This window comes from Micromonospora sp. DH13, from assembly GCF_020873825.1.
Classification (GTDB): Bacteria; Actinomycetota; Actinomycetes; order Mycobacteriales; family Micromonosporaceae; genus Micromonospora; species Micromonospora haikouensis.
Genome location: NZ_JAHWGR010000002.1, coordinates 58,088 through 82,311, shown reverse-complemented (window position 1 = coordinate 82,311; position 24,224 = coordinate 58,088). Strand labels below are relative to the sequence as shown.

The following is a 24,224-nucleotide window of genomic DNA, read 5'->3' as shown; positions in this document are numbered from 1 at the left end:
TGGAGGAAAGTTGATCGACATTCGTTTCGGTTCGCAGGTGTGCGGGGAGCTGACGGGTGGGGCCACCAGGGAGTGGCTGGTTCCGGACGGCCTGGGTGGCTACGCCATGGGCACCGTGAGCGGGCTGCGCACGCGCCGCTACCACGGGTTGCTGGTGGTCGCCGGCCAGACTCCGGCGTCCCGGAACGTGGGACTGGTGAGTCTCGATCCGGCAGTCGTCCTCCCCTCCGGGGCGCGGCTGCGCCTCGGCGCGCACGAGTGGTCCTCCGGCGACGTCGACCCGCGCGGCTTCGAGCTGTTGGAGCGCTTCGACCTCACCGACGGGTTGCCGCGGTGGCGGTGGCGGATCGGCGACGTGGTCATCGAGCGCGAGCTGGCCATGGCGTACGGGCGCTCGTGCGTGGCGGTGGTGCACCGGCTCGTGTCCGGCGGCCCGGTCCGGCTCGACCTGTCGGCGGCCTGCACCTGGCGCGACGCGCACGGCGAGCGGCGCGCCGACGGCCCCGCGCCCCGGGTCGAGCCGGTGGACGGCGGCGCGGTGGTGGAGGGCGCGTTCCGCCTCGCCGGGCCGGACTGGACCCCGGAGGGGCAGTGGTGGCTCGGGGTGCACCACCGCGAGGAGGCGGCCCGGGGCCTGCACCCGGACGACGACGTCTGGCACGCCGGGCGGTTCTCGGGCGCGCTGGAGCGCCCCGGCGACACGGTGTCGGTGCTCGCCTGGGCGGGCGACCTGGCCGCCACGCCGCCCCCGGCGGAGGAGGTCGTCGCGGCGGCGCGGCGGCGCAACCGGCAGGTGGTGGCGCGGGCCGAGCCGGCGGACGCGGTCGAGGCCACCCTCGCGCTGGCCGCCGACGCGTTCGTCGTGCGCACCGCCGCCGGCCCGGACGTGGTCGCCGGCTACCCGTGGTTCGGCGCGTGGTCGCGGGACACCATGACCTCGTACGAGGGGCTGTTCCTGTGCGCCAACCGGGCCGACGAGGGCCGGGAGCTGCTGCGGGCGTACGCGGCGACGCTGTCGGAGGGGATGCTCGCCAACACGGCCGACACGGGGCGGGTCGAATACAACACGGTCGACGCCGCCCTGTGGTTCCTGCACGCGGTGAGCCGGCACGTCACCGTCACCGGCGACACCGACCTCGGCGACGAGCTGCTGCCGGCGCTGCGCGGGATCGTCGACGCGTACCTGGCCGGCACCCGGTACGGCATCGCCGTCGACCCGGCCGACGGCCTGGTCACCCAGGGCGGCACCCCGGGCACGGCGCTGACCTGGATGGACGCCCGGGTGTACGGGGTGCCGGTGACGCCCCGCACGGGCAAGCCGGTGGAGATCAACGCGCTGTGGGTCAACGGGCTCGCGGGGCTGGCCGAGCTGACGGAGCTGGCCGGCGGCGACGCCGCCGAGCTGTGGCGGCTGCACGCCCGGGCCACCGCGTCGTTCGCCGCGCGGTTCCCGTCCCCGGTCGGCTGGCTGCACGACGTGGTGGACGCGCCTGCGCCGGCGTACCCGCTGGGCGGCGCGCCGTACCACGACGACGACCTGCTGCGCCCCAACCAGCTGCTGGCCTGGTCGCTGCCGTACGCGCCGCTGGAGCCGGACGAGCCGACGCTGCGCCGGGTCGCCGCCGGGCTGCTCACCCCGCTGGGCCCGCGCAGCCTCGCCCCCGACCAGCCCGGCTACACCGGCCGGCACCGGGGCGGGCCGGCCGAGCGCGACGGCGGCTACCACCAGGGCACGGTGTGGCCGTGGCTGCTCGGGCCGTACGTGGACGCGGCCCGCCGGGCGAAGTTGCCGGTGGACGACCTGTTCGTCGGCGTGGAGGCCCACCTGACCGAGCACGGGCTGGGGTCGGTCAGTGAGACGGCCGACGGCGCGGCCCCGCACGCGGCGACGGGCTGCCCGTTCCAGGCGTGGTCGGTGGCGGAGGTGCTGCGCTCCCGGCGGGTGCGCCGGTAGGCCCTTCCGGGTCCGCCGGTAGCGCTTTACATCCCGGCAACGGCGACGTCTCCGCTGGTTATCCGGCCCGGTGCAGGATGGGCCCGAGATCCAGGGCTGGTCGGCGGCATCCGTTTTCCGCGGGTGCGGCCGGCCCGCGCGCCGGAGACAACTCCAAGGGGGCCGCATGTCACCTGACGCCGAAGTGATCGACATCAACCCGGCCCGGCACCAGCGGGTACTCATCCTCTCCTGGGAATATCCGCCGGTGCTCGTCGGCGGCCTCGGCCGCCATGTGCACGCCCTCTCCGTCGCCCTCGCCGCCGCCGGCCACGAGGTCACCGTCGTCACCCGCCACGCCGACGGCGCACCCCTGGAGGAGTACGCCGACGGCGTCCGCGTCCTGCGCGCCGCCGAGGACCCGGTCGCCTTCCCCCTGGCCACCGGCAGCCTCCTCGCCTGGACCATGGCCTTCAACCACACCCTCACCCGCGCCGCCCTGCGCGCCACCGAGAGCGGCTCCTACGACGTCATCCACGCCCACGACTGGCTCGTCGCGCACACCGCGATCACCCTCGCCGAGCACCTGGACCTGCCGCTGGTGACGACGATCCACGCGACGGAGGCGGGCCGGCACCAGGGCTGGCTGCCGGAGGAGATGAACCGCACCATCCACGGCGTCGAGCACTGGATCAGCGGCGAGTCGACGCGGGTGATCGCCTGCTCCGGCTACATGCGCGACCAGATCGGCCGCCTGTTCGACGTGCCGGCCGCCCGGGTCGACGTGGTGGCCAACGGGGTGGACGACCGGGTCTGGCGGGCCCGGCCCCGGGCGGTCGCCTCGGCGCGGGCCCGGTTCGCCGGTGACGGTCCCCTGGTCGGGTACGCGGGCCGGCTCGTCTACGAGAAGGGCGTGCAGCACCTGATGCACGCCGTGCCGTACCTGCGCGAGCGGCACCCGGGGCTGCGGGTGGTGATCGCCGGCGACGGCCCGTACCGGCAGGAGCTGGTGGAGCAGGCGCACCGGCTGCACCTGGGCGACACGGTGCGCTTCGCCGGTTTCCTGGACTCCACCCAGCTCCCGGCCATGCTGGCCGCCACCGACGCGACCGTGGTGCCGAGCCTCTACGAGCCGTTCGGCATGGTCGCCTTGGAGGCCGCCGCGGCCGGCGCGCCCCTGGCCGTCGCCGCGACGGGCGGGCTCGCCGAGATCGTCGAGCCCGGGGTCACCGGGGTGACGTTCCCGCACAGCGACCCCGACGCGCTGGCGGGCGCGGTCGACCGGCTCATCGGCGACGAGGTCTTCGCCCGCCGGGTGGCCCGCCGGGCCCGCACGATGGTCAGCGAGCGGTACGGCTGGGCGACCATCGCCGCCCACACCGCGAGCAGCTACGCCGCCGCCCGCCGCGAGCACGGTTCGTTCCAGGCCCGTCGGGCGGCGAGCCGGCTGGGCGCGGGTCGACCCCGGATCGCCATCCCGGAGGGGAACCTGCTGGCGGCCGGGCACGCGGCCTGCTGACGGGTTGCCGACCTGTCGTCCGATTGGTCCCTGCCGATCCGCTGGCTATGGTGTACGTCCGCCAGCGGTGAGGAGAACGGTGCAGCAGGTAGTGATCGGCGGCCGGTACCGCCTGCTCGACCTCGTGGGTCGCGGCGGCATGGGCAAGGTGTGGCGTGCCAGGGACGAGATGCTGCACCGCGACGTCGCGGTCAAGCAGGTCGTCCCGCCGGCCGTGCTGGCCGGCGACGAGCTCGACGAGTTGCGCCTGCGTACGCTGCGGGAGGCGCGCACGACGGCGCGGCTCAACCACCCCAACGTGGTCCGGGTCTACGACGTGGTGCCGGTCGACGGCGACCCGTGGTTGATCATGGAGTACGTGCCGTCCCGGTCGTTGCAGCACATCCTGGACACGTCCGGGCCGCTGCCGCCGCGGCGGGCCGCGGCGATCGGGCTGGCGCTGCTGGCCGCGCTGCGTGCCGCGCACCAGGCCGGCGTGCTGCACCGCGACGTCAAGCCGGCCAACGTGCTCGTCGCCCACGACGGGCGGGTGATGCTCACCGACTTCGGGCTCGCCGTCTTCGACGGTGGGGACGGGGTGATGACCCGGCCGGGGCTGGTGCTCGGCTCCCCGCAGTTCGTCGCCCCGGAGCGGGCCGCCGAGGGGATCTCCAGCGTGGAGGCCGACCTGTGGTCGCTCGGCGCGACGCTGCACGCGGCCGTGGAGGGCAAGTCCCCGTACGCCCGTAGCACCGCGATGGCGACGCTGAGCGCCCTGGCCACCCGGCCGCCGGACCCGGCGCCGCACGCCGGGCCGCTGCGGCCGGTGCTGGTCGGCCTGCTGCGCCGGGACCCACGGCAGCGCATCGACCACGAGGAGACGCAGCGCCGCCTGGCCCAGGCCGCCGCGCCGGGCGCCGAGCCCTCGCCGGTCACGGTCGCCCCGGAGGCCACGGTGGTTCCGCCGGACGCGGTCCCGCCGGACGGCCCGGCCGGGCCCGCCGGGGCGGACCGGCTGGTCGTGCCGGGCTGGTCGGTTGGGCCGCCTCGGCGGGACGCAACGGCGGGCAGGAGGCCGGCGGGGACGGGCCCGGCGCGGGACGGGCCGACGCCGGCCGCGCCCACCGACACCGCCGCCCCGGTGCCGGCCGACGTCCCGTTCGTCATCGTGCCGGCCGGGCCGGCGGACGTCGCCGCGCCGGCCGGGCGGCGCTGGCCGCTGGTCGTGGCCGGCGTGGCGGTCACGCTGGTGGTCGCGCACCTCGTCGTGTTCGCGTTGTTCCGCCCCCACACGGGCCGCGAGGCGACGCCACCGGCCACGCCGGGGGCCGCGCCGAGCCCGTCGTCGGCCGGGCCGCTGCTGCCGCCGCTCAGGGCGGGCGTCCCGCCCCCGCCCTTCCCCTGCCTGCGGCCCTACCCGTTCGGTGAGCCACCCCCGACCGTCGCGCCGGCCCCGGACGAGCCGCTGCGCCCGCCGTCGGACTGGTCCTGGTACGCCGACCCGGCCGGGTTCCGGCTCGCCCTGCCGCCCGGCTGGCGGCAGTACCGGGACGGGAACGCGGTCTGTTTCCAGGACCCGTCGGCCCGGCGGATCCTGACCGTCTCCCCGGCGGACGACCCGGCCGCCGCCCCGCTGGAGCAGCTGCGCGCGAACGAGCGCCGGGCGAAGGAGGCGGGCGCCCTCCCCCGGTACGCGAAGATCCGGCTGGCGGAGGTGGCGGGCCGGGGGGCGGAGTGGGAGTGCACCTGGGACGCGCCGATGGGGGCGCGCCTGCGCGGGGCGCAACTGATCCCGTTCGGCACCCGCTCGTGGTCGCTGGCCTGGAGCGGCCCCGAGGTGGAGTGGGACGCCGGCGCGGCCGATCGGGAGACGATGCGGTCCAGCTTCCGGGCCGGCGGCACGGCCTGAGCCGGCGGGGCCGCCCCACGCGTCCGGACCGCGACACCGTCCGGTGTGGACCGTCCAGGTGATTGCTCCCCGGCGGCGACTCTGCCAGAGTGGCGTAGTTTGTGGATCAAGACCCTGGGGAGGGCGAGGCGTCATGATGGGACCGTCCCACGCACTGTCGGGCGCGGCGGTGTGGCTGACCGGCTCCTGGGCGCTCGACCAGTTCGCCGACTACCACCAGTCGCCGCTGGCCCTCGCCGTCGGCACCGCGGTCTGCGCCGGTGGGGCGCTCTTCCCCGACCTCGACCTGTCGGGCAAGGTGACCCGCAACCAGGGCGGGGCCACGGTGGCCCGCACGTTCGGGGTGGTCAGCCTGTTCGTCGCCGAGGTGATGGAGAAGATCTCCCTCGGCGTCTACTACGCGACCAAGCTGAGCAAGGACCCGCGCCGCAACAACGGCCACCGCACCCTGACCCACACGATCCCGTTCACCGTGCTGGTCGGCTGGGGCACCACCGCGCTGTGCGCCGCGTACGGCAAGTGGGCCGTGGTCGGCATCCTGTTCTTCATGTTCGGGCTGGCCCTGCGCGGGCTGTTCGACCGGTGGGCGGAGCGCGCCGGCTGGGTGATCGTGACCCTGGCCTCGGCCGCCGCCGCCTGGTTCACGTTCGCCAACCTGCCCGGCGACCGGGGGTATCCGCTGATCGGGCTGGCCGTCGGGGTGGGCTGCTTCGTGCACATCCTCGGCGACATGATCACGCGGGCCGGGGTGCCGATCCTGTGGCCGATCCCGATCAAGCGCCGGATGTGGACGATGGTCGGCCTGCCGAACAGCATCGCGCTGCGCACCGGCAGCAAGACCGAGGTGGTCGTGCTGCGCGGCGTGCTGACCGCGATCTCCGTGCTCGCGGCGGTGGGCCTGGTCGCCCCGTCGGTGCTGCGCAAGTTCAACATCGAGATCTGAGGCTCCGCCCGTCGCCGGGCTGACCCCGCCCCCAGCGCGGCGCTGCGCCGCCCCCGGGCGCGGGTCGGCCCGGCGACCCATTTTTGTCATCGGCTATTGACGCCCTCGTAACACGTGTCCTACGGTCTGTCGAAACGCTTCGACTAACCGTTTCGACTAGGCGTTTCGACGCAGGTCGGGACCCCGCCCGCCGGGCCGCCGAGGGAGGTGCGCGATGGCCACGATGCACGACGTCGCCCGGCTCGCGCGGGTCTCCGTCAGCACGGTGTCGTACGTGCTGACCGGCGCGCGGCCCATCTCCCAGGCCACCCGGGACAAGGTCCGCGCCGCGATGGCGGAGCTGGACTACCAGCCGCACGCGATGGCCCGGGGGCTGGCCAGCCGGCGCAGCCGTATCCTCGGCCTGCTCCTGCCGATCGACGACCGCGGCCTGGGCGCCACCGAGACGGCCTTCGTCACCGGCGCCGCCTCGGCGGCCAGCGCGGCGGGCTACCACCTGGTGCTCTCCCCCGTCGACGCCGACGACCTCGACGGCCTGCGGCGGCTGGCCAGCCAGCGCATGCTCGACGGCGCGCTGCTGATGGAGGTGCAGCTCGACGACGACCGGGTGGCCGTGCTGCGGGAGGCGGGCGTGCCGCTGGTGCTCATCGGCCGCACCGGCGACACCACCGACCTGTCGTACGTCGACATCGACTTCGACCGCACCGTGCACGACGCCGTCGCGCACCTCGTGGGTCTGGGCCACCGGCGGATCGTCTACGTCAACCACTCCGCCGCGACCATCGCCGAGGGCTACGGCCCCGCGCTGCGCACCCGCGACGCGTTCGCCGCCGCGATGGCCGAGCACGGCGTCGAGCCGCTGATGATCCCCGCCGAGGACAGCGCGGCCGGCGGGCGGGCGGCCCTGGCCACGGCGTTCGACCGGGCCCCCGACCTGACCGCCGTGCTCGCCATGAACGAGCGGGCCGTGTTCGGCATCCTCGGCGGGCTGGCCGGGCGGGGCCTCACCGTGCCCGACGACGTCTCGGTCGTCTCCATGGTCACCTCGCCGCAGGTCGCCGAGCTGGCCACCCCCGCGCTGACCGCGATGACGTCGCCCGGCTCGGCGCTGGGACGCATCGCGGTCGAGGCGCTGCTGCGCCACCTGGAGCTCGACAGCGCTCCGATCCACCAGGAGCTGCTGCCGTGCACGTTGGAGGTCCGCGGATCCAGCGGCCCTCCCGGTCGCCCGACGGGGGACACCACCGGAGCGGCCGACGCGGCCGACCCGGAGGCGTCGGGCACGACGAGCAAGAACACAGCCCGTCGCCGCGCTGCCACGCGACGACGGGCCTAGAGGAGTACCGGCTCGATACTCACGAGGAGAATGGTAATGCAACGATTCCGCACAGTCGTCGCGGCGGTGACCCTGGCCGTCGCCGCGGCGGCGTCCCTGACCGCCTGCGGTGACGACGCCGACGAGGGCGCCAGCGGTGCCAAGGTGCTCAAGCTCTGGCACTACGAGGGCGAGACCAGCGCCATGGGCGTGGCGTGGGACAAGGCGATCGAGGTCTTCAAGCAGGAGCACCCGGGCGTCGAGGTGCGCTTCGAGCGCAAGGCGTTCGAGCAGATCCAGCAGAACGCCGGGATGATCATCAACTCGTCCGAGGGCCCGGACGTGATGGAGTACAACAAGGGCAACGCCACCGCCGGTCTGCTGTCCAAGCAGGGCCTGCTCACCGACCTCACGGCCGAGGCGACCAAGCGCGGCTGGGACAAGGCGCTCAGCCCGAGCCTGCAGACCACCGCCAAGTACGACGACAAGGGCGTGATGGGCTCCGGCAACTGGTACGGCGTGCCCAACTACGGCGAGTACGTGATGGTCTACTACAACAAGGACCTGTTCGACAAGAATGGTGTGCAGGTCCCGACGACGCTCGACGAGCTGACCGCCGCGATGGACACGTTCGTCGCCAAGGGCATCACCCCGCTGGGCACCGCCGGCGCTGAATACCCGGCCGGGCAGCTGTTCTACCAGCTCGCGCTCGCCAAGGCCGACCGGGCGTTCGTCGACAACTACCAGCTCTACAAGAACCCGGTCGACTTCAAGGCCGACCCGCTCAAGTACGGCGCGGACACGTTCGCCGAGTGGGTGAAGAAGGGCTACGTCGGCAAGGGCACCGCCAGCGCCAAGGCCGAGGACATGGGCACGGCGTTCATCGCCGGCAAGACCCCGATGATCGTCTCCGGGAGCTGGTGGTACGGCCGGTTCAAGGCCGAGATGAAGGCCAACTGGGACAGCTTCCTGTTCCCCGGCAACAAGCTGCACGCCGGCTCGTCCGGCAACATCTGGGTGGTACCGGCGACCAGCAAGGCCAAGGACCTGGCGTACGACTTCATCGACATCACCATGCGCCCGGAGATCCAGGCCCTGATCGGCAACAACGGCGGCGTCCCGGTGGCCGCCGACCCGTCGAAGATCGCCGACCCGAAGGACAAGAAGCTGATCGAGAACTTCAACGCGATCAGCACCACCGACGGCCTGGCCTTCTACCCGGACTGGCCGGTCCCCGGCTACTACGACGTGCTGGTCTCCGGCTTCCAGGGCCTGATCAACCAGTCGAAGTCCCCCGACCAGGTGCTCGACGCGATCGCCAAGCCGTACGACGAGGGCGTCGCGGAGATCAAGCGCGGCTGACGAGGACGCCCGGCGGGCGCGCCCTGCGCGACGCGCCCGCCGGCGCACCGGAGGGACCATCATGGCTGCAACCGACGCCCTCGCCACCCGACGCCGGGGCGACACCGATCCGAAGGGCCGCCGGGGGCCGCGCCGCCGCCGCGGCGACGCGGGCTACTGGCTCTACCTGCTCCCCGGCGCGGTGCTCTTCGCGCTGGTCATCGGCGGGCCGCTGCTGTTCACCGGCTATCTCTCGCTGACCCGCTGGTCCGGCATCGGCGACCCGACGTTCGTCGGGCTGGAGAACTACCAGCGCCTGCTCGACGACACCGTCTTCTGGCAGTCGTTCCGCAACACCCTCGCCATGATCGTGGCGATGGTCGTGGTGCCCACCGTCGTCGGCCTCGTGCTCGCGGCGGTGCTGTTCGACACCATCGGGCGGCGCTTCAAGCCGCGCACCGCCAACGCGCTGCGCGCCGCGTTCTACCTGCCGCAGGTCCTGCCGGTCGTGGTGGCCGGCATCGTGTGGGGCTGGATCCTGCGCCCCGACGGGGCCCTCAACGGGCTGCTCGACGCCGTCGGGCTGGGCGCGCTGTCGCACGACTGGCTCGGCGACCCCGACACCGCCCTGCCGGCGGTCATGGGCGTGATGATCTGGGTGCAGATCGGCTACCCGGTGGTCGTGTTCATGGCCGCGTTGCAGCGGGTCGACCCCGAGCTGTACGAGGCGGCGGAGATCGACGGCGCGGGCTGGGCCCGCCGGTTCCGGGCGATCACCCTGCCGCAGATCCGGCCGGAGACGTTCGTCGTCGCCCTCACCTGCACCATCGCCGCGATGAAGGTGTTCGGGCCGATCTACGCGCTGACCCGGGGCGGCCCGGAGAACGCCACCAACGTGCCGTCGTACTTCGCGTACTACACGTTCTTCAAGAAACTCCAGGTCGGGTACGGGTCGGCGATCTCGACCGTGCTGACGCTGATCATCGTGGTGGTGGCGCTGCTGTTCATCCGCGCGCAGCACCGCGCCGAGCGACGGGACGGGAGCGCCTGATGTCCGTCACCCTCACCCCCGCCGAGGCCCCCGCGAAGACCGGCCGGGCCACTCCTGTTCGCGACCGGCACCACCGGGGCGTCGGCCGCTGGATCGTGCTGGCCGTGGTCACCGTCGGCGCCCTGGTCATGCTGGTGCCGTTCGTGTTCATGCTGCTCAACGCGTTCAAGACGCCCGGGCAGTACTCCACGGACGGGCCGCTGAGCTGGCCGTCGGAGTTCTACACCCAGGGCCTGCGCACCTACTGGACGCAGGTCGACTTCCCGCAGAAGCTGTGGAACTCCGCGCTCATCGCCGGCTCGGTCGCGGTGCTCGCGGTCGCCGTGTCGCTGCTCAACGCGTACGCGCTGGGCATCGGCCGGGTCCGGGGCCGGCTCTGGATCGTCGGGGCGTTCCTGCTGGCCAACATGCTGCCGCAGGAGTCCCTGGTCTACCCGCTCTACTACTTCGCCAAGGAGGTGGGCCTCTACAACACCCGGCTCGTCGTGATCATCATCTTCACGGTCATCCAGAGCGCGTTCGGCACGTACCTGCTGGCCTCGGTGCTCGGCACGTTCCCCAAGAGCCTGCTGGAGGCGGCGGCGCTGGACGGGTCCGGCAAGTGGACGATCCTGTGGCGGGTCGTCCTGCCCAACGTCCGGCCCACCCTCGCCGTGCTGCTGGTCTTCTTCTTCATCTGGACCTGGAACGAGTTCCTCATCCCGCTGGTGATGCTCATCGACAACCAGACCCAGACCATCCCGGTGGCCCTCGCGTCGTTGCAGGGCGACCGGCTGATGGACGCCCCCACCACCAACGCCGGGGCGCTGATCAGCCTCGTCCCGGCGATCGTGTTCTTCCTCATCTTCCAGCGCACGCTGAGCCGCGGCATCACGGTAGGAGCCGAGAAGTGAAGTTCACCGACGGGTACTGGCAACTGCGTCCGGGGGTCACCGTGCTGCGCCCCGGCACAGTCGAATCGGTGGAGCCGGACGAACGCGGCTTCACCGTCTTCGCGCCGACCGGTCAGATCACCGGGCGGGGCGACACCCTCAACCGCCCGGTCGTCACCGTGCAGTTCTTCTCCCCCGCCCCCGGCGTGATCGGGGTGACCGTCGGGCACCACAGCGGCGGGCTGCCGAAGCAGCCGCGCTTCGCCCTCGCGGCCGGCGACGACCACCCCGTCACCGTCGAGGTCACCGGCGTCAGCGCCGCCCTGACCACCGGCGAGCTGACCGCCCGCGTCACGCTCGTCGACCGGTGGCGGGTCGACTTCCTGCGCGGCGACCGCCTGGTCACCTCGTCCACCGAGCGCAGCGTCGGCGTCGTCACCGACGGCGAGGGCCGCCACTTCGTCCACGACCGGCTGGCGCTGGGCGTCGGGGAGACGATCTACGGCCTCGGCGAGCGGTTCGGCCCGTTCGTCAAGAACGGCCAGACCGTCGACATCTGGAACGCCGACGGCGGCACCGCCAGCGAGCAGGCGTACAAGAACGTGCCGTTCTATCTCAGCAGCGCCGGCTACGGCGTCTTCGTCGACCACCCCGAGCACGTGTCGTTCGAGGTCGGCTCGGAGGTCGTCTCGCAGGCCCAGTTCAGCGTCGAGGGGCAGTCGCTGACCTACTACCTGATCGACGGGCCCACCCCGAAGGACGTGCTGCGCCGCTACACCGCGCTCACCGGTCGCCCGGCCCGCGTCCCGGCCTGGTCGTACGGGCTGTGGCTGTCGACGTCGTTCACCACGTCGTACGACGAGAAGACCGTCACCGAGTTCATCGACGGGATGGCCGAGCGGGACCTGCCGCTGTCGGTGTTCCACTTCGACTGCTTCTGGATGCGGCAGTTCCACTGGGTCGACTTCGTGTGGGACCCGGCGACCTTCCCCGACCCGGAGGGGATGCTGCGCCGGCTGCATGAGCGCGGCCTGAAGGTGTGCGTGTGGATCAACCCGTACATCGCCCAGCGGTCGTACCTGTTCGAGGAGGGCCGCCAGGCCGGCTACCTGGTGCGCAACCCCGACGGGTCGGTCTGGCAGTGGGACAAGTGGCAGGCCGGCATGGCGCTCGTCGACTTCACCAACCCCGACGCGGTGGCCTGGTTCAACAGCAAGCTCAAGGTGCTGCTCGACATGGGCGTCGACTGCTTCAAGACCGACTTCGGCGAGCGCATCCCCACCGAGGTGGTCTGGCACGACGGGTCGGACCCGCAGCGGATGCACAACTACTACGCCTACCTCTACAACAAGGCCGTCTTCGAGCTGCTGGAGGCCGAGCGCGGCGTCGGCGAGGCGGTCGTGTTCGCCCGGTCGGCCACGGCCGGCGGGCAGCAGTTCCCGGTGCACTGGGGCGGCGACTGCGAGTCGACGTTCGTGGCGATGGCCGAGTCGCTGCGCGGCGGGCTGTCGCTGTCGGCGTCCGGGTTCGGCTACTGGAGCCACGACATCGGCGGCTTCGAGGGCACCCCCGACCCGGCCGTGTTCAAGCGGTGGATCGCGTTCGGGCTGCTCTCCTCGCATTCGCGGCTGCACGGCTCCGGCTCGTACCGGGTGCCGTGGGCGTACGACGACGAGGCCGTGGAGGTGCTGCGCCACTTCACCCGGCTCAAGCTGAGCCTGATGCCCTACCTGGCGGCGGCGGCCGAGGAGGCGCACCGCGACGGGGTGCCGGTGATGCGGCCGATGATCGTGGAGTTCCCGGACGACCCGATGGCCGCGTACCTCGACCGGCAGTACATGCTCGGCCCCGACGTGCTGGTCGCGCCCGTGATGAGCCCCGACGGGGAGGTCACCTACTACGTGCCCGCCGGCACCTGGACCAACCTGGTCAGCGGCGCGCAGCTCACCGGGCCGGCGTGGGTGACCGAGAAGCACGACTACGACAGCCTGCCGGTGCTCGCCCGCCCCGGTGCGGTGATCCCGTTCGGCGCGACGCACGACCGGCCCGACTACGAGTGGGCCGACGGCGTGCGGCTGCGGCTGTTCGCGCCCGTCGAGGGCCAGCGGACGCGGGTGCGGATCCCGTCGCCCGGCGGCGGGCCGGGGGCCGAGTTCGAGGTGCGGTACGACGGCGGGACCACCGCCGTGGACGTGGTGGCCGGCGCGTCGTCCGGTTACGACTGTGACGTGGTGGGATCAGGGTCGCCGGGCGGCGACGTGCTGGGGACGGAGGCGAACCGGTGACGCGAGTGTTTCCCGAGGGCTTCGTGTGGGGCTCGGCCACGGCGTCGTACCAGATCGAGGGCGCGGCCACCGAGGACGGGCGGGGCCCGTCGATCTGGGACACCTACAGCCACACCCCCGGCCGCACCCTGAACGGGGACACCGGCGACGTGGCCGCCGACCACTACCACCGCTGGGCCGAGGACCTGGGGCACATCGCCGAGCTGGGGCTGTCGGCGTACCGGTTCTCGATCTCCTGGCCCCGGGTGCAGCCCGGCGGCTCCGGGGCGTTCAACCGGGCCGGGCTGGACTTCTACTCCCGGCTCGTCGACGGGCTGCTGGAGCGGGGCGTGCGGCCGGTGGCCACCATGTACCACTGGGACCTGCCGCAGGAGCTGGAGGACGCCGGCGGCTGGCCGGCACGGGACACCGCGCTGCGGTTCCAGGAGTACGCGGCCGGCATCGTGGCGGCGCTCGGCGACCGGGTGCACACCTGGACGACGTTCAACGAGCCGTGGTGCTCGGCGTACCTCGGCTACGGCTCCGGGGTGCACGCGCCGGGCCGCACCGAGCCGGCCGGGGCGCTGGCCGCCGTACACCATCTCAACCTCGCCCACGGCCTCGCCGGCCGGGTGGTGCGCGAGCTGGCGCCGGCGGCGGAGCTGTCGGTGACGCTGAACCTGCACGTGGTCCGGCCGGCGTCGGGCTCGGCGGCCGACGCCGACGCGGTGCGCCGCATCGACGCGCTGGCCAACCGGGCGTTCCTCGGGCCGCTGCTCGACGGGGCGTACCCGGCGGACCTGCTCGCCGACACCGCGAAGGTGACCGACTGGTCGTTCGTGCGCGACGGCGACGAGCGCACGATCGCGGTGCCGCTGGACGTGCTCGGGGTCAACTACTACTCGACCACCCTGGTGCGGGCCTGGGACGGCGTCTCGGCCCGCTCGGACAACGACGGGCACGGCAGCTCGGCGCACACCCCGTGGGTCGGCGCCGACGACGTGGACTTCCTGCCGCAGCCGGGCCCGTACACGGCGATGGGCTGGAACATCGAGCCCGCCGGCCTGACCGAGCTGCTGCTGCGGCTGCACCGGGAGCATCCCGGCCTGCCGCTGATGATCACCGAGAACGGCGCGGCGTTCGACGACGTGGTCACCCCCGACGGCCGGGTCCACGACGAGCGGCGGCTGGACTACCTGTACCGGCACATCGACGCGGTCGGCGCGGCCATGGACGCGGGCGCGGACGTGCGCGGCTACTTCGTCTGGTCGCTGCTGGACAACTTCGAGTGGGCGTGGGGCTACGACCGCCGCTTCGGCATCATCCGCGTCGACTACGACACGCAGGAGCGGATCTGGAAGGACAGCGCCCACTGGTACCGGGGCCTGACCGCCACGGGTCGGCTGGAGCCGCCGGCCGGCGACTGAGCTGTGCCCGCCGGGGCTGCTCGTCCGTCGTTCGGGCGAGCAGCCCTGGCGCGTTTGCGGCCGGCGGCACCGGCGCGGCGACGCCGTGTCAGGCGAGGGAGGTCAGGTAGAAGTCCCGGATGTCCCCGGCGAGCAGCTCCGGCACCTCCATCGCGGCGAAGTGGCCCCCGCGCTCGAACTCCGACCAGTGCCGGATGTCGTAGAGCCGCTCGGCCAGCGGTCGCACCGACTGCGTGATGTCGTGCGGGAACACGGCCACCCCCACCGGCACCGGGCACGGCGCGATCCGACGCGGGGCCTCGCGGTGCAGTCGCGCCGAGGAGGCCGCGGTGGCGGTCAGCCAGTACAGCGAGACGTCGGTGAGCATCCGCTCGTCGCTGACGGGCGAGCGGGGGTCCGTCCACTGCGCGAAGCGCTCGGCGATCCAGGCCAGCTGGCCGACGGGCGAGTCGGTCAGCGCGTAGCCGATGGTCTGCGGGGTGGCGGCCTGCAGCGCCTGGAACGGCGGCCGGTTCGCCATCAGCTGCCTGACCTTGTCCAGCCGGGCCTCGTCCGTCTCGGACAGGTGGATGTCGGCGTCCGGCAGCGGCCGGGTCGGCAGGTAGTTGACGTGCACCCCGACGACCCGTTCGGGTGCCACCGCGCCGAGCGCCAACGAGATGCCCGAGCCGAAGTCGCCACCCTGCGCGCCGTAGCGCTCGTAGCCGAGACGGCGCATCAGCTCGGCCCAGGCCCGCGCGACCCGGACGACGTCCCAGCCGCGCTCGTGGGTCGGCCCGGAGAAGCCGAAGCCCGGAATGGACGGGATCACCAGGTGGAAGTCGCGCGACAGCGGCTCGATCACGTCGAGGAACTCCAGGAACGAGCCGGGCCAGCCGTGGGTGAGGATCAGCGCGAGCGCGTCCGGCTTTGCCGACCTGACGTGGACGAAGTGGACGTTCTGGCCGTCGATCTCGGTGGTGAAGTGCGGAAGCTCGTTGAGCCGGGCCTCCTGCGCGCGCCAGTCGTAGCGGGTGCGCCAGTGTTCGACCAGTTCTTTCAGCCGCGCCTGCGGGAAGCCGTAGTCCCACCCGGCGTCGGCGACCTCGTTGGGCCACCGGGTGCGGCCGAGCCGGTCGTCGAGGTCGTCGAGAGCGGTCTGGGGGACGTCGATGCGGAACGGTTCGATCATGGTCTTGACTCCAGGGAGATTCGTTTGGCGCTCTAACGTTTGTGCGACTAACGATACCGATACCGTTAGTGCGCCCAACGATTTGTTAGGGTTGTCACATGGAGAAGCCAGCCCAGGGCGCGCCCGCCAGCTGGGAGAGCCTGCCCAGCTGGCTGCTCACCCAGACCGCCGGCCACGCGCAGCGCCTGGTGGGCGACGCGTTCTCCGCCGCCCAGGCCCGCGGCTACCACTACCGTTTGCTGGCGACGCTTGAGGAGTTCGGCCCCGCCAGCCAGGCCACGCTGGGCCGCCGCAGCGGCATCCACCTCAGCGACATGGTGGCGGCGGTCAACGAACTCGCCGAGCGCAAGCTGGTCGAGCGCGCCCCGGACCCGTCCGACCGTCGGCGCAACATCATCTCGTTGACCGCGGCGGGCAGGCAGCAGCTACGGCGGCTGGAGAGGCGGCTGGCCGAATGCCAGGACGAGCTGCTGGCCCCGCTGTCAGCCGGGGAGCGCCAGCGACTGACCGAGCTGCTGGCCAAGCTGCTGGACCACCACCACCGACGCGCCGGCGACGCATGATGATCGTCTGCTGTTTCTGGAGAACCCGCCCGGCGTGTCGTCTCCTGAATCAGCAGACGATCACGCGATAGCCGGCCCGGCCATCGCCGCGAGGCGGCGGGCGAGCCGGGCGAGGGCCTGCCGCAGCTCCGCCGGCTCCAGCACCTCCGCCTCGAAGCCGAGCCGGGCCACGTGCAGGGCGAGCCAGTCGAGGTCGTCCCCACCGACGACGAGCATGCACCAGCCGTCGCGGCCGCCCTCGACGCGCCCCACCTGCGGCGGCACCAGTGCCCGCAGCGCGTCCGGCGGGGCGTGCACCCGCACCCGGGCGAGGTGCCGGTACGGTGCCTCGGCCACGGCCCGCCGCACGTGGGCGACCGGGTCGGGATGCTCCCGGGCCCGGAAGCGCCACGTCGTCGCCGCCGTCTGGCGCATCCGGTCCAGCCGGAACGTGCGCCAGTCGCCGCGGTCGACGTCCCACGCCATCAGATACCACCGGCGGCCCGTGGTGACCATCCGCACCGGCTCGACCGTGCGCTCGCTCTCCGCGCCGTCGCGGCCGGCGTAACGGAACCGGACCCGCACGGCGTCGCGGCAGGCCCGCGCGAGGGTCACGAGCAGCTCCGCGTCGATCTCGATGCCGGGGCCGACCAGGGTGTCGGTGGCGGCGTGCACCGCCCGCACCTCGGCGCGCAGCCGCGCGGGCAGCACCTGGTCGAGCTTGGCCAGCGCCCGCAGTGCCGCCTCCTGCGCCCCGGCGACCGTGCCACCCGAGGCCAGTCGCAGGGACACCGCCGTCGCGATCGCCTCCTCGTCGTCGAGCAGCAGCGGCGGCAGCCGGGTGCCAGCGCCGAGCCGGTAGCCGCCGCCGACGCCCGCCGCCGCGTGCACCGGGTAGCCGAGCGCGCGCAGCCGCTGCACGTCGCGGCGCACCGAGCGGTCGGTGACCCGCAGCTCGGCGGCGATCTCGGCGGCGGTCCAGGACGGTCGCCGCTGCAGCAGCGCCAGCAGCCGCAGCACCCGCTCGGTCGTCGCCTCGACGGTCACCCGTCGATCGTTGCACAGGTCTAGGAACGAAACTGTCCGCGATATGCCGGAGGCTGGCACCATGACCGACGTTCAGATCACGTTCGACTGCGCCGATCCGGCCGCGCTGGCGGCCTTCTGGGCCGAGGCCCTCGGCCATCAGGTGCAGGCCCCGCCGCCCGGCTTCGAGTCGTGGGAGCAGGCACTGGAGGCGATGGGTGTGCCGCCCGAGCGCCGCAACTCCGCCTCGGCGGTGGTCGATCCCGCCGGCGCCGCCCCGCGGCTGTTCTTCCAGCGGGTGCCGGAGCCCAAGCAGGTCAAGAACCGGGTGCACCTCGACGTGCGGGCCGCCCCGGGGCTGGTCGGCGACGCGCGGATGGCGGCCCTGGAGGCGGCGGCCGAGCGGCTCGTCTCGCTCGGCGCGACCCGGCTGCGCCGCCACGAGCCCGCCGCACCGCTCGACGCGGGGCACATCGTCATGGCCGATCCCGAGGGCAACGAGTTCTGCCTCGACTGATCGCCCCGACCGAGGGGCCGCGCCACTCGCAGCTCGACCACGCTGCGCAATGATCGCTGGCGTCTGGGCGCAGGCCCGGCGGCGTGACTCTTCGTCACGCCCCCTCGACCCCACTCGACATCCCGCGCCCCCTTTGCTCTGCACCCAGATACGCAGCACCGGGGACGGAGTGGGCACATCCAATGATCCGAATCAAACGGGGCATCCGGCGGTCGACCACGTCGCGTGCCTGTTGCGCATCCGGGTGCAGAGCAAAGGGGGAGGGAAAGGGAGCGGGGGCGGGCGAGTGCGATCGCGTGGTGTGACGCTCCTGGGCGGCGGCGTGTTGGTGGGGGGCCAGCTGCGGTCAAGGCACCGCAGGCGGGGACGATGTCGCCCTGCGCCCGCTGCGGCACGAACGGAGCTGGCCGCCGCCACGGCGGTGTCGTGTTCACGAGCGGTCCCGAGGACATCGCGCACCTGCCCGTCACCTCGGAGGGCGGAGTCGCTCTGAATCTTGGACGGTTCCTGTCACCAGCGAGCAGTAACCGTCCAGGAATCGATCACAGCAACGCCGCTACGCACCGACGCGCTGGGGCGGGACGGTCAGCCCGTACAGGGCCATCAGCTCCGGGGTGTCGACGCGGCTGCCGTCGGCCACCGAGTCGCAGGAGATGTCGACGATCTGGTCCTTGTGCGCCAGCAGGTAGGGCCGGGCCCCGACGTCGGCGCTGGCCAGGGTGGCGATGCCGGACCAGTGCCGGCGGCCGAACAGCATCGGGTAGCCGCGCAGCCCGTCGTAGGTGGCGCAGACCAGCACGTCGGGGTACGGCAACGCGGCCACCCGCCGCACGGCCGCCGGGGTGAGCCCCGGCATGTCCACCGGGACCACGACCACCGCCTCGATCCGCTGGTCGGTCAGCGCCGCGAGGCCGGCCCGGATCGACGAGCCGACGCCGGTGCCCCAGGCGCGGTTGACCACCACCGTGGCCCGGGTCAGGTCGGCGGTCTGCCGCACCTGGTCGGCCGCCGCGCCCAGCACCACCACGATCTGCGCGCAGCCCGCCTCGGTCATCGTGTCGATCATCCGGTCCACCAGGGGTTGGTCACCCTGGTGGAGCAACGCCTCGGGGCCACCGAGGCGGCGTCCCCCGCCCGCCGCGATGATCATTCCTGCGATACGCACACCGGGTGCAACGAGCACCCCCGCGATGAGTGTCGGGGCGAAACGGATATTTGCCGCACTCTGGGTGCGGGCGGGGCACCGTTGGCCGCTTCGGGTCGGCCGGCCAGCCGCTGCGCGTCGCCGGGCTGCCGCTTCCGGCCAGGTCAGGCGTCCGCGTAGCAGTCCACGACCGACAGGTCCAGCGGGAACCGGACCGGGGTGTCGCCGAACAGCAGGGCGGTGGCCCGCGCGCCGCTGGCGCGGACCGCCTCGGCCACCGCGTCGGCCTGCCCGGCCGGGCAGTGCACGATCACCTCGTCGTGCTGGAAGAAGACCAGCTCGGCGTCGCTGCCGGCCAGCGCCGTGCGCAGCGTGGCCAGCAACGTGGACGCCCACTCGGCGGCGGTGGCCTGGATGACGAAGTTGCGGGTGAACCGCCCCCGGGACCGGGCCGCCCGCGCCCGGGGGCCCTGCGGGTCGGCCGCCGCCTCCGGGTCGACCCCCGCGTCGTCGCCGTCGGTGAAACCGGCCGTGCCGGGCGGGCAGGTGCGCCCAAGCCAGGAGCGCACCAGGCCGCCGGCCTCGCCGGTGCGCGCCGCCGCCTCCACGTACGCGAAGGCGGTCGGATAGTTGCGGCGCAGCACCGCGAGGGCGGGGACGGCCATCCCGCCGGTCTGCCCGTACATGGCGCCGAGCAGGGCCACCTTGGCCCGGGGCCGGTCGCCGCCGAACGAGTCCCGGGCCAGGGCGGCGTAGAGGTCGCCCGCCCCGCCGGCGGCGGCCAGCCGGGCATCGCCGGAGACCGCCGCGAGCACCCTCGGCTCCAGCTGGCCGGCGTCGGCGACGACGAGCCGCCAACCCGGGTCGGCCACCACCGCCCGCCGGATCACCTTGGGGATCTGCAACGCGCCGCCGCCCCGGGTGGCCCACCGCCCGGAGACGACGCCGCCGGGGACGTACTCCGGGTGGAACCGGCCGTCGCGCACCCAGGCGTCGCGCCAGGCCCAGCCGTGCGCCGTCCAGATCCGGTAGAGCTCCTTGTGCTCCAGCACCAGCGGCACGGCCGGGTGGTCGACGCCGCGCAGCACCCAGGCCCGGGTGTTGGGCAGCTCCACGCCGACGCGGGCGAACGCCCGCAGCAGCTCGGCCGGGGAGTCGGCGTGCACCTGGCGCAGGCCGAACGCCTCGGCGATGCGGGCGGTCAGCTCGGCCAACCGGCGGGGCGGGCCGCCGACCGGGGACGGCTCGCCGAGCAGCCCGGTGAGGATCTCGTCGTGCACCTCGGCCCGCCAGGGCAGGCCGGCCGCCCCCATCTCCGCCGCGATCAGCGCGCCGGCCGACTCGGCGGCCACCAGCAGCCGGAACCGGCCGGGATGGGCGGTGGCGGCCATGCGGTCGAGCTGGTCGGCGTACACCCGGGTCAGGGCCTCGACGCCGGGGCCCGGCGGACCGGGCAGGGTGTCGAAGAGCGCGCCCTGGCCGTGGCCGGGCGGCTCGGCCGCGCGGGGCGGCGGATCCGGCGGCACCGGCGCGCCGGTCAGCCGGGCCCACGCGGCGGCCGGCGAACGGGGCTCGCCCCAGCGGCCGGCGTGCCCGAGCAGCAGCGACTCGGTCAGCTCCACGTCGTGGCAGCGATCGAGCCGGACCCCGGCGCGCAGCAGCGCCGGGTAGACGCCTGCGCCGCTGCCCCAGACCCAGCGGGGGTGGGCGGCGGCCTCCCGGGCGGCGACGGCGGCGGCGAGGTCGGTGGCCTGCTCGGCCGGGCCGGTGGGACGGCCGGCCTGGTCGAGGGGCAGCAACGCTCCCCCGCCCCGGTCGTCCGCCTCCACCGCCACCAGCACGAACGCGATTCTGCCTGCACCGTACGACGCTCGGCGTGCGGCGGCTACTTGCTCACGCCGGCGGTCAGGCCGGACTGCACCTGGCGCTGGAACACGATGTAGACGATGAGCACCGGCAGCATCGCCATGGTCACCCCGGCGAACAGCCCGCTCCAGTCGCTCTTGTAGCCCTGGTTGACCGACAGCTCGATGAGCCCCTGGGCGATCACCTGGTTCTTCGGCTCCCCGGCGACCGACTGCATGAGCAGCGTCGGCAGGTACCACTGGTTCCACTGGCCGAGGACGTTGAAGATGCCGATGCTGATCAGGCCCGGCTTGGCCATCGGCAGCATGATGCTGAAGAACAACCGGCTGTGCGAGGCCCCGTCGACCATCGCGGCCTCGGCGATCGAGTCGGGCAGCGTCCGGAAGAACGAGTGCATGAAGAAGACCGTGAACGACAGCGACCAGGCGACGTACACCATGATCAGCATGAGGTGCCGGTTCGGGCCCAGCAGGGGCAGGACGATCCCCATGTTGTAGACGCCCTTGAACAGCGGCACGGCGGCGAGATAGATGGGCAGGGTCAGGCCGGACAGGAACATGTAGTAGATCAGCCGGTTGCCGGGGAACTCGTAACGCGCCAGCACGTACGCGGCCATCGAGCCGAGCAGCATGGTCAGGAAGACGCTGCCGACCAGGACCAGCAGCGTGTTGAGAAAGAACGCGCCGAGATGCCCCTCGCCCCAGGCGCGGGTGAAGTTGTCCCAGTGCAGCTCGTCGGGGATCAGCGACAGCGGCTCGCGGATGACCTCCGAGTCGTCCTTGAACGCCGACATCACCACCCACAGCAGCGGGTAGATCACCATCACGGCCCAGACCACCAGGAACAGGTGGGAGAAGCCGTTGAAGAAGCGTCCGCCCAGCTCCCGGCCGCGGCTGACGAGGCCCCGGCTCGGCGCGGGGCGGGGGGCCGGACGCCCGGGGCGGGCCCGCTCACCGGACGGGTGGGTCACCGTGCTCATCGTCGGGGTCTCCTCAGTACTCGATCCGCTCACGGCGGGTGATCCGGAGCTGGAGAGCGGCCAGCAGGATCGTGAAGATGGCCAGCGCCACGCCCATCGCGCAGGCGTAGCCGAACTGCCCCTTCTGGAACGCGGTGAAGTTGAGCACCGACGCGAAGATCTCGCTGGCGTGGTTCGGCCCGCCCTGGCTCGGGGTCATGACGAAGACCAGGGCGTACATGTCCAGCGCGATGAAGCCCAGGTAGACCCAGGCCACCGAGATGGTGTCCCGCAGCAGCGGCAGGGTGATCCGGAAGAACGTGTGGAACCGGCTCGCCCCGTCGAGGAGCGCCGCCTCGTAGATGTCCTTCGGGATCGACTGCATCGCCGCCGAGAAGAGCACCATGTAGAAGCCGGCCCCGCTCCACACGGCGATGAACAGCAGCCACCACAGCACCGCGGGCACGCCGAGGAACGGCTCGGGGTCGGCGGTGAACCCGATCGGGTTGTCGGCGTCGACCAGCCCGATCTTCATCAGCAGGCCGTTGATCAGGCCCTGGTTGTCCGAGCGGTAGATCTGCTGCCACATCACGGCGATCACCACGAGCGACAGGACCTGCGGGAAGAAGAAGATGACCTTGTAGAGCCCGGAGCCGAAGACCCCCCGGATGCCGGCCCTGTCCTCGCGTCCGCCCACGTTGAGCAGGAACGCGAGGAACAGGGCCAGCGCGATCGTGAACAGCGGCACGGTGACCAGGAAGAACACGTTGTGCCAGAACGCCTTCCTGATCAGCTCGTCGGAGAACAGCCGGACGTAGTTGTCCAGCCCGACGAACTCCTGCTTGTCGGAGTAGCCGCCCCAGTTGGTCAGCGAGTATCCGGCCGCCTGGGCGAAGGGCCACACCACGTAGAAGAGGTACAGCGCGACGGGGAGGGCCAGGAAGCCCGTGACGAAGCGCGCGACACCGTGCCGCATTCCACTCACTCTCTCGAACGGATCAGTGGGCCGCCACCGGGATCAGGCGCGGGTCTGCTTCTTGATCGACGAGTCCTTGGCGACCTTGTCGGCGGCCGCCTGCATCTTGTCGACGAACTGCTGCGCGGTGAGCCGGCCGGCCATCAGCTCCTCGGAGAGGTTCTGGCTCTCCTTGTCCAGGTCGGCGTAGAAGTCGAAGAGCTTGGTCTTGATCAGGTCCTTCGGCGCGTTGCGCATCAGCTCGTTGGCGCTGGCCAGCGCCGTGTCCTGCACGCCGTCGCCGGAGCCCTTGGTGGAGGCCAGCGACTTGGTCAGCTCGGCGAACTTGGCGGAGCCGGACTTCGACAGCACGGCCCGCAGGAACTCCTTCGCCGCCGCCTTGTTCGGGGCCTTGCTCGGCACCACGAGGCCCTCGCCCGCGCCGGCGAAGACGTCCTTGGGCGCCTTGTCGGTGGCCCCGAGGCCCCAGTAGTCCGACAGCTTCATCTCGAAGCCCGGCGGGATCGTCGCCGCCATCTCGTTCTTCAGCCAGGTGCCGACCTGGATGAACGCCGCCTTGCCGTCGAGCCACGCCTGCTGGGACTGGGTGTGGTTGAGGTTGCCCGGCAGCAGCAGCCGGTCCTTGACCAGCTTCTCCCATGCCTGGAGGGCGGGCAGCACCCCGTCGGCCTTCCAGGCGTTCTCCTTCAGGTTGTCGATGTCGACGACCGCCTGCCGGCCGGCGGACTTCCAGATCGTCGCCATCAGCGCCCAGCGCGGGTAGTAGCCGTGCACGGCGTCGTGCACGTACGGGGCGATGCCCTTGGCCTTGATCTTCGGCGCGAGGGCGAAGAACTCGTCGAACGTCGTCGGCGGCTGCCAGCCCTCCTTGGCGAACAGCGCCCCGTTGTACCAGTTGCCCCACACGGTGAAGGCCACGTTGACGACGTAGAACTTGCCCTGGAAGGTGCCGTCCTCGACCGTGCCGGGCAGCAGCGTGTCGGCGACGGTGCCCTCGCTGTCCCACGCCGGGGCGGTGAGCAGGTCGTCCAGGGGCTCGATCGCGCCCTCGTTGACCAGGGTGCTGATGTCCATCATGTCGGCGCCCGAGTTCATGACGAGGTCGCTCGGCTGCGTCGCCATCTTCGGCTGCTCTTCGGTCTTGATCTTCTGGGTGGAGCTCATGTTGACCGTCACGCCCGCGTGCTTGGCGGCGAAGACGGCCTTGTCCTCGTTGGCCCACTGGTCGCCGAGGCCGCCGTTGAAGATGACGACCTTGACGGCGCTGCCGTCCTTGACGCCGAACGGGTTGTCCTTGCTCTTGGCGGCGCCGGTGTCGTCGGACTTGCTCGGCTCGCTGCCGGCGCAGGCGCTGAGCAGGCCCGCGGCGGGGGTGACGAGCAGGCCCGCCGCGGCGGCACGGCGCAGCAGGGTCCGGCGGCTCAGATCGGCCGGGTGCTCGGGGGTAACCGACATCGTTGTCTCTCCTTGA

General features: G+C 72.7%; 19 protein-coding genes. 12 read left to right on the top strand and 7 right to left on the bottom strand.

From position 1 onward, the window contains the following. Positions 1-10 precede the first annotated feature (10 nt). The 10 genes from LPA42_RS02365 to LPA42_RS02320 all read left to right on the top strand — a co-directional run bounded on the left by LPA42_RS02365 (position 11) and on the right by LPA42_RS02320 (position 14,553). Positions 11-1,954, top strand: coding sequence for an amylo-alpha-1,6-glucosidase (locus LPA42_RS02365; protein WP_077939264.1), 1,944 nt, complete (start codon positions 11-13; stop codon positions 1,952-1,954). 166 nt (positions 1,955-2,120) lie between these two features. Beyond that, entirely contained in the window at positions 2,121-3,452 is a 1,332-nt protein-coding gene (locus LPA42_RS02360) for a glycosyltransferase family 4 protein (RefSeq protein WP_198956688.1), read from the top strand. 79 nt (positions 3,453-3,531) lie between these two features. Beyond that, entirely contained in the window at positions 3,532-5,340 is a 1,809-nt protein-coding gene (locus LPA42_RS02355; RefSeq protein ID WP_228986281.1) for a serine/threonine-protein kinase, read from the top strand. A 133-nt stretch (positions 5,341-5,473) separates the two neighbouring features. Next, positions 5,474-6,283, top strand: a complete 810-nt coding sequence (locus LPA42_RS02350; RefSeq protein ID WP_077939262.1) for a metal-dependent hydrolase — start codon at positions 5,474-5,476, stop codon at positions 6,281-6,283. A 214-nt stretch (positions 6,284-6,497) separates the two neighbouring features. Then, positions 6,498-7,619, top strand: coding sequence for a LacI family DNA-binding transcriptional regulator (locus tag LPA42_RS02345; protein ID WP_077939261.1), 1,122 nt, complete (start codon positions 6,498-6,500; stop codon positions 7,617-7,619). Positions 7,620-7,655: 36 nt separating this feature from the next. Further along, the gene (locus LPA42_RS02340) at positions 7,656-8,960 is read left to right on the top strand and encodes an ABC transporter substrate-binding protein (protein WP_077939260.1); all 1,305 of its coding nucleotides are present in this window, start codon (positions 7,656-7,658) and stop codon (positions 8,958-8,960) included. A 61-nt stretch (positions 8,961-9,021) separates the two neighbouring features. Then, positions 9,022-9,990, top strand: a complete 969-nt coding sequence (locus tag LPA42_RS02335; protein WP_077939259.1) for a carbohydrate ABC transporter permease — start codon at positions 9,022-9,024, stop codon at positions 9,988-9,990. Next, positions 9,990-10,883, top strand: a complete 894-nt coding sequence (locus LPA42_RS02330) for a carbohydrate ABC transporter permease (RefSeq protein ID WP_077939258.1) — start codon at positions 9,990-9,992, stop codon at positions 10,881-10,883. The genes LPA42_RS02335 and LPA42_RS02330 overlap by 1 nt, the downstream gene beginning before the upstream one ends. Continuing rightward, complete coding sequence (gene yicI, locus LPA42_RS02325) at positions 10,880-13,147, top strand: alpha-xylosidase (protein ID WP_077939257.1); 2,268 nt, start codon at positions 10,880-10,882, stop codon at positions 13,145-13,147. Before LPA42_RS02330 ends, yicI begins: the two co-directional genes overlap by 4 nt. Then, on the top strand, positions 13,144-14,553 hold the full coding sequence (locus LPA42_RS02320) for a GH1 family beta-glucosidase (protein ID WP_077939256.1): 1,410 nt from the start codon (positions 13,144-13,146) through the stop codon (positions 14,551-14,553). The genes yicI and LPA42_RS02320 overlap by 4 nt, the downstream gene beginning before the upstream one ends. An 88-nt stretch (positions 14,554-14,641) precedes the next feature. Here LPA42_RS02320 and LPA42_RS02315 read toward each other — a convergent pair whose 3' ends face one another. After that, the gene (locus tag LPA42_RS02315) at positions 14,642-15,724 is read right to left on the bottom strand and encodes an epoxide hydrolase family protein (RefSeq protein ID WP_077939255.1); all 1,083 of its coding nucleotides are present in this window, start codon (positions 15,722-15,724) and stop codon (positions 14,642-14,644) included. A gap of 98 nt (positions 15,725-15,822) precedes the next feature. Between LPA42_RS02315 and LPA42_RS02310 the strand changes: the two genes are divergently transcribed. Continuing rightward, positions 15,823-16,287 carry a MarR family winged helix-turn-helix transcriptional regulator gene (locus tag LPA42_RS02310; RefSeq protein WP_077939254.1) on the top strand — a complete coding sequence of 155 codons (465 nt, stop codon included), beginning with the start codon at positions 15,823-15,825 and terminating at the stop codon, positions 16,285-16,287. Between the two features lie 60 nt (positions 16,288-16,347). Here LPA42_RS02310 and LPA42_RS02305 read toward each other — a convergent pair whose 3' ends face one another. Continuing rightward, positions 16,348-17,313, bottom strand: coding sequence for a YafY family protein (locus tag LPA42_RS02305; RefSeq protein WP_198956687.1), 966 nt, complete (start codon positions 17,311-17,313; stop codon positions 16,348-16,350). Between the two features lie 43 nt (positions 17,314-17,356). On the opposite strand from LPA42_RS02305, the gene LPA42_RS02300 reads away from it, so the two are divergent. Continuing rightward, positions 17,357-17,809, top strand: coding sequence for a VOC family protein (locus LPA42_RS02300; protein WP_198956686.1), 453 nt, complete (start codon positions 17,357-17,359; stop codon positions 17,807-17,809). A 556-nt stretch (positions 17,810-18,365) separates the two neighbouring features. On the opposite strand, the gene LPA42_RS02295 is transcribed toward LPA42_RS02300, so the two are convergent. From LPA42_RS02295 to ngcE, 5 genes are all read right to left on the bottom strand, one after another. Further along, entirely contained in the window at positions 18,366-18,959 is a 594-nt protein-coding gene (locus LPA42_RS02295; RefSeq protein ID WP_074474259.1) for an NTP transferase domain-containing protein, read from the bottom strand. Positions 18,960-19,117: 158 nt separating this feature from the next. Next, a complete protein-coding gene (locus LPA42_RS02290; RefSeq protein WP_077939252.1) occupies positions 19,118-20,794 on the bottom strand; it encodes a bifunctional 3'-5' exonuclease/DNA polymerase in 1,677 nt (558 codons plus the stop codon). Between the two features lie 44 nt (positions 20,795-20,838). Further along, positions 20,839-21,642, bottom strand: a complete 804-nt coding sequence (locus tag LPA42_RS02285; protein ID WP_198956685.1) for a carbohydrate ABC transporter permease — start codon at positions 21,640-21,642, stop codon at positions 20,839-20,841. A 169-nt stretch (positions 21,643-21,811) separates the two neighbouring features. Further along, entirely contained in the window at positions 21,812-22,753 is a 942-nt protein-coding gene (locus tag LPA42_RS02280; protein WP_043967675.1) for a carbohydrate ABC transporter permease, read from the bottom strand. A gap of 42 nt (positions 22,754-22,795) precedes the next feature. Beyond that, the gene (ngcE, locus tag LPA42_RS02275) at positions 22,796-24,208 is read right to left on the bottom strand and encodes an N-acetylglucosamine/diacetylchitobiose ABC transporter substrate-binding protein (protein WP_043967674.1); all 1,413 of its coding nucleotides are present in this window, start codon (positions 24,206-24,208) and stop codon (positions 22,796-22,798) included. Between the last annotated feature and the right edge of the window lie 16 nt (positions 24,209-24,224).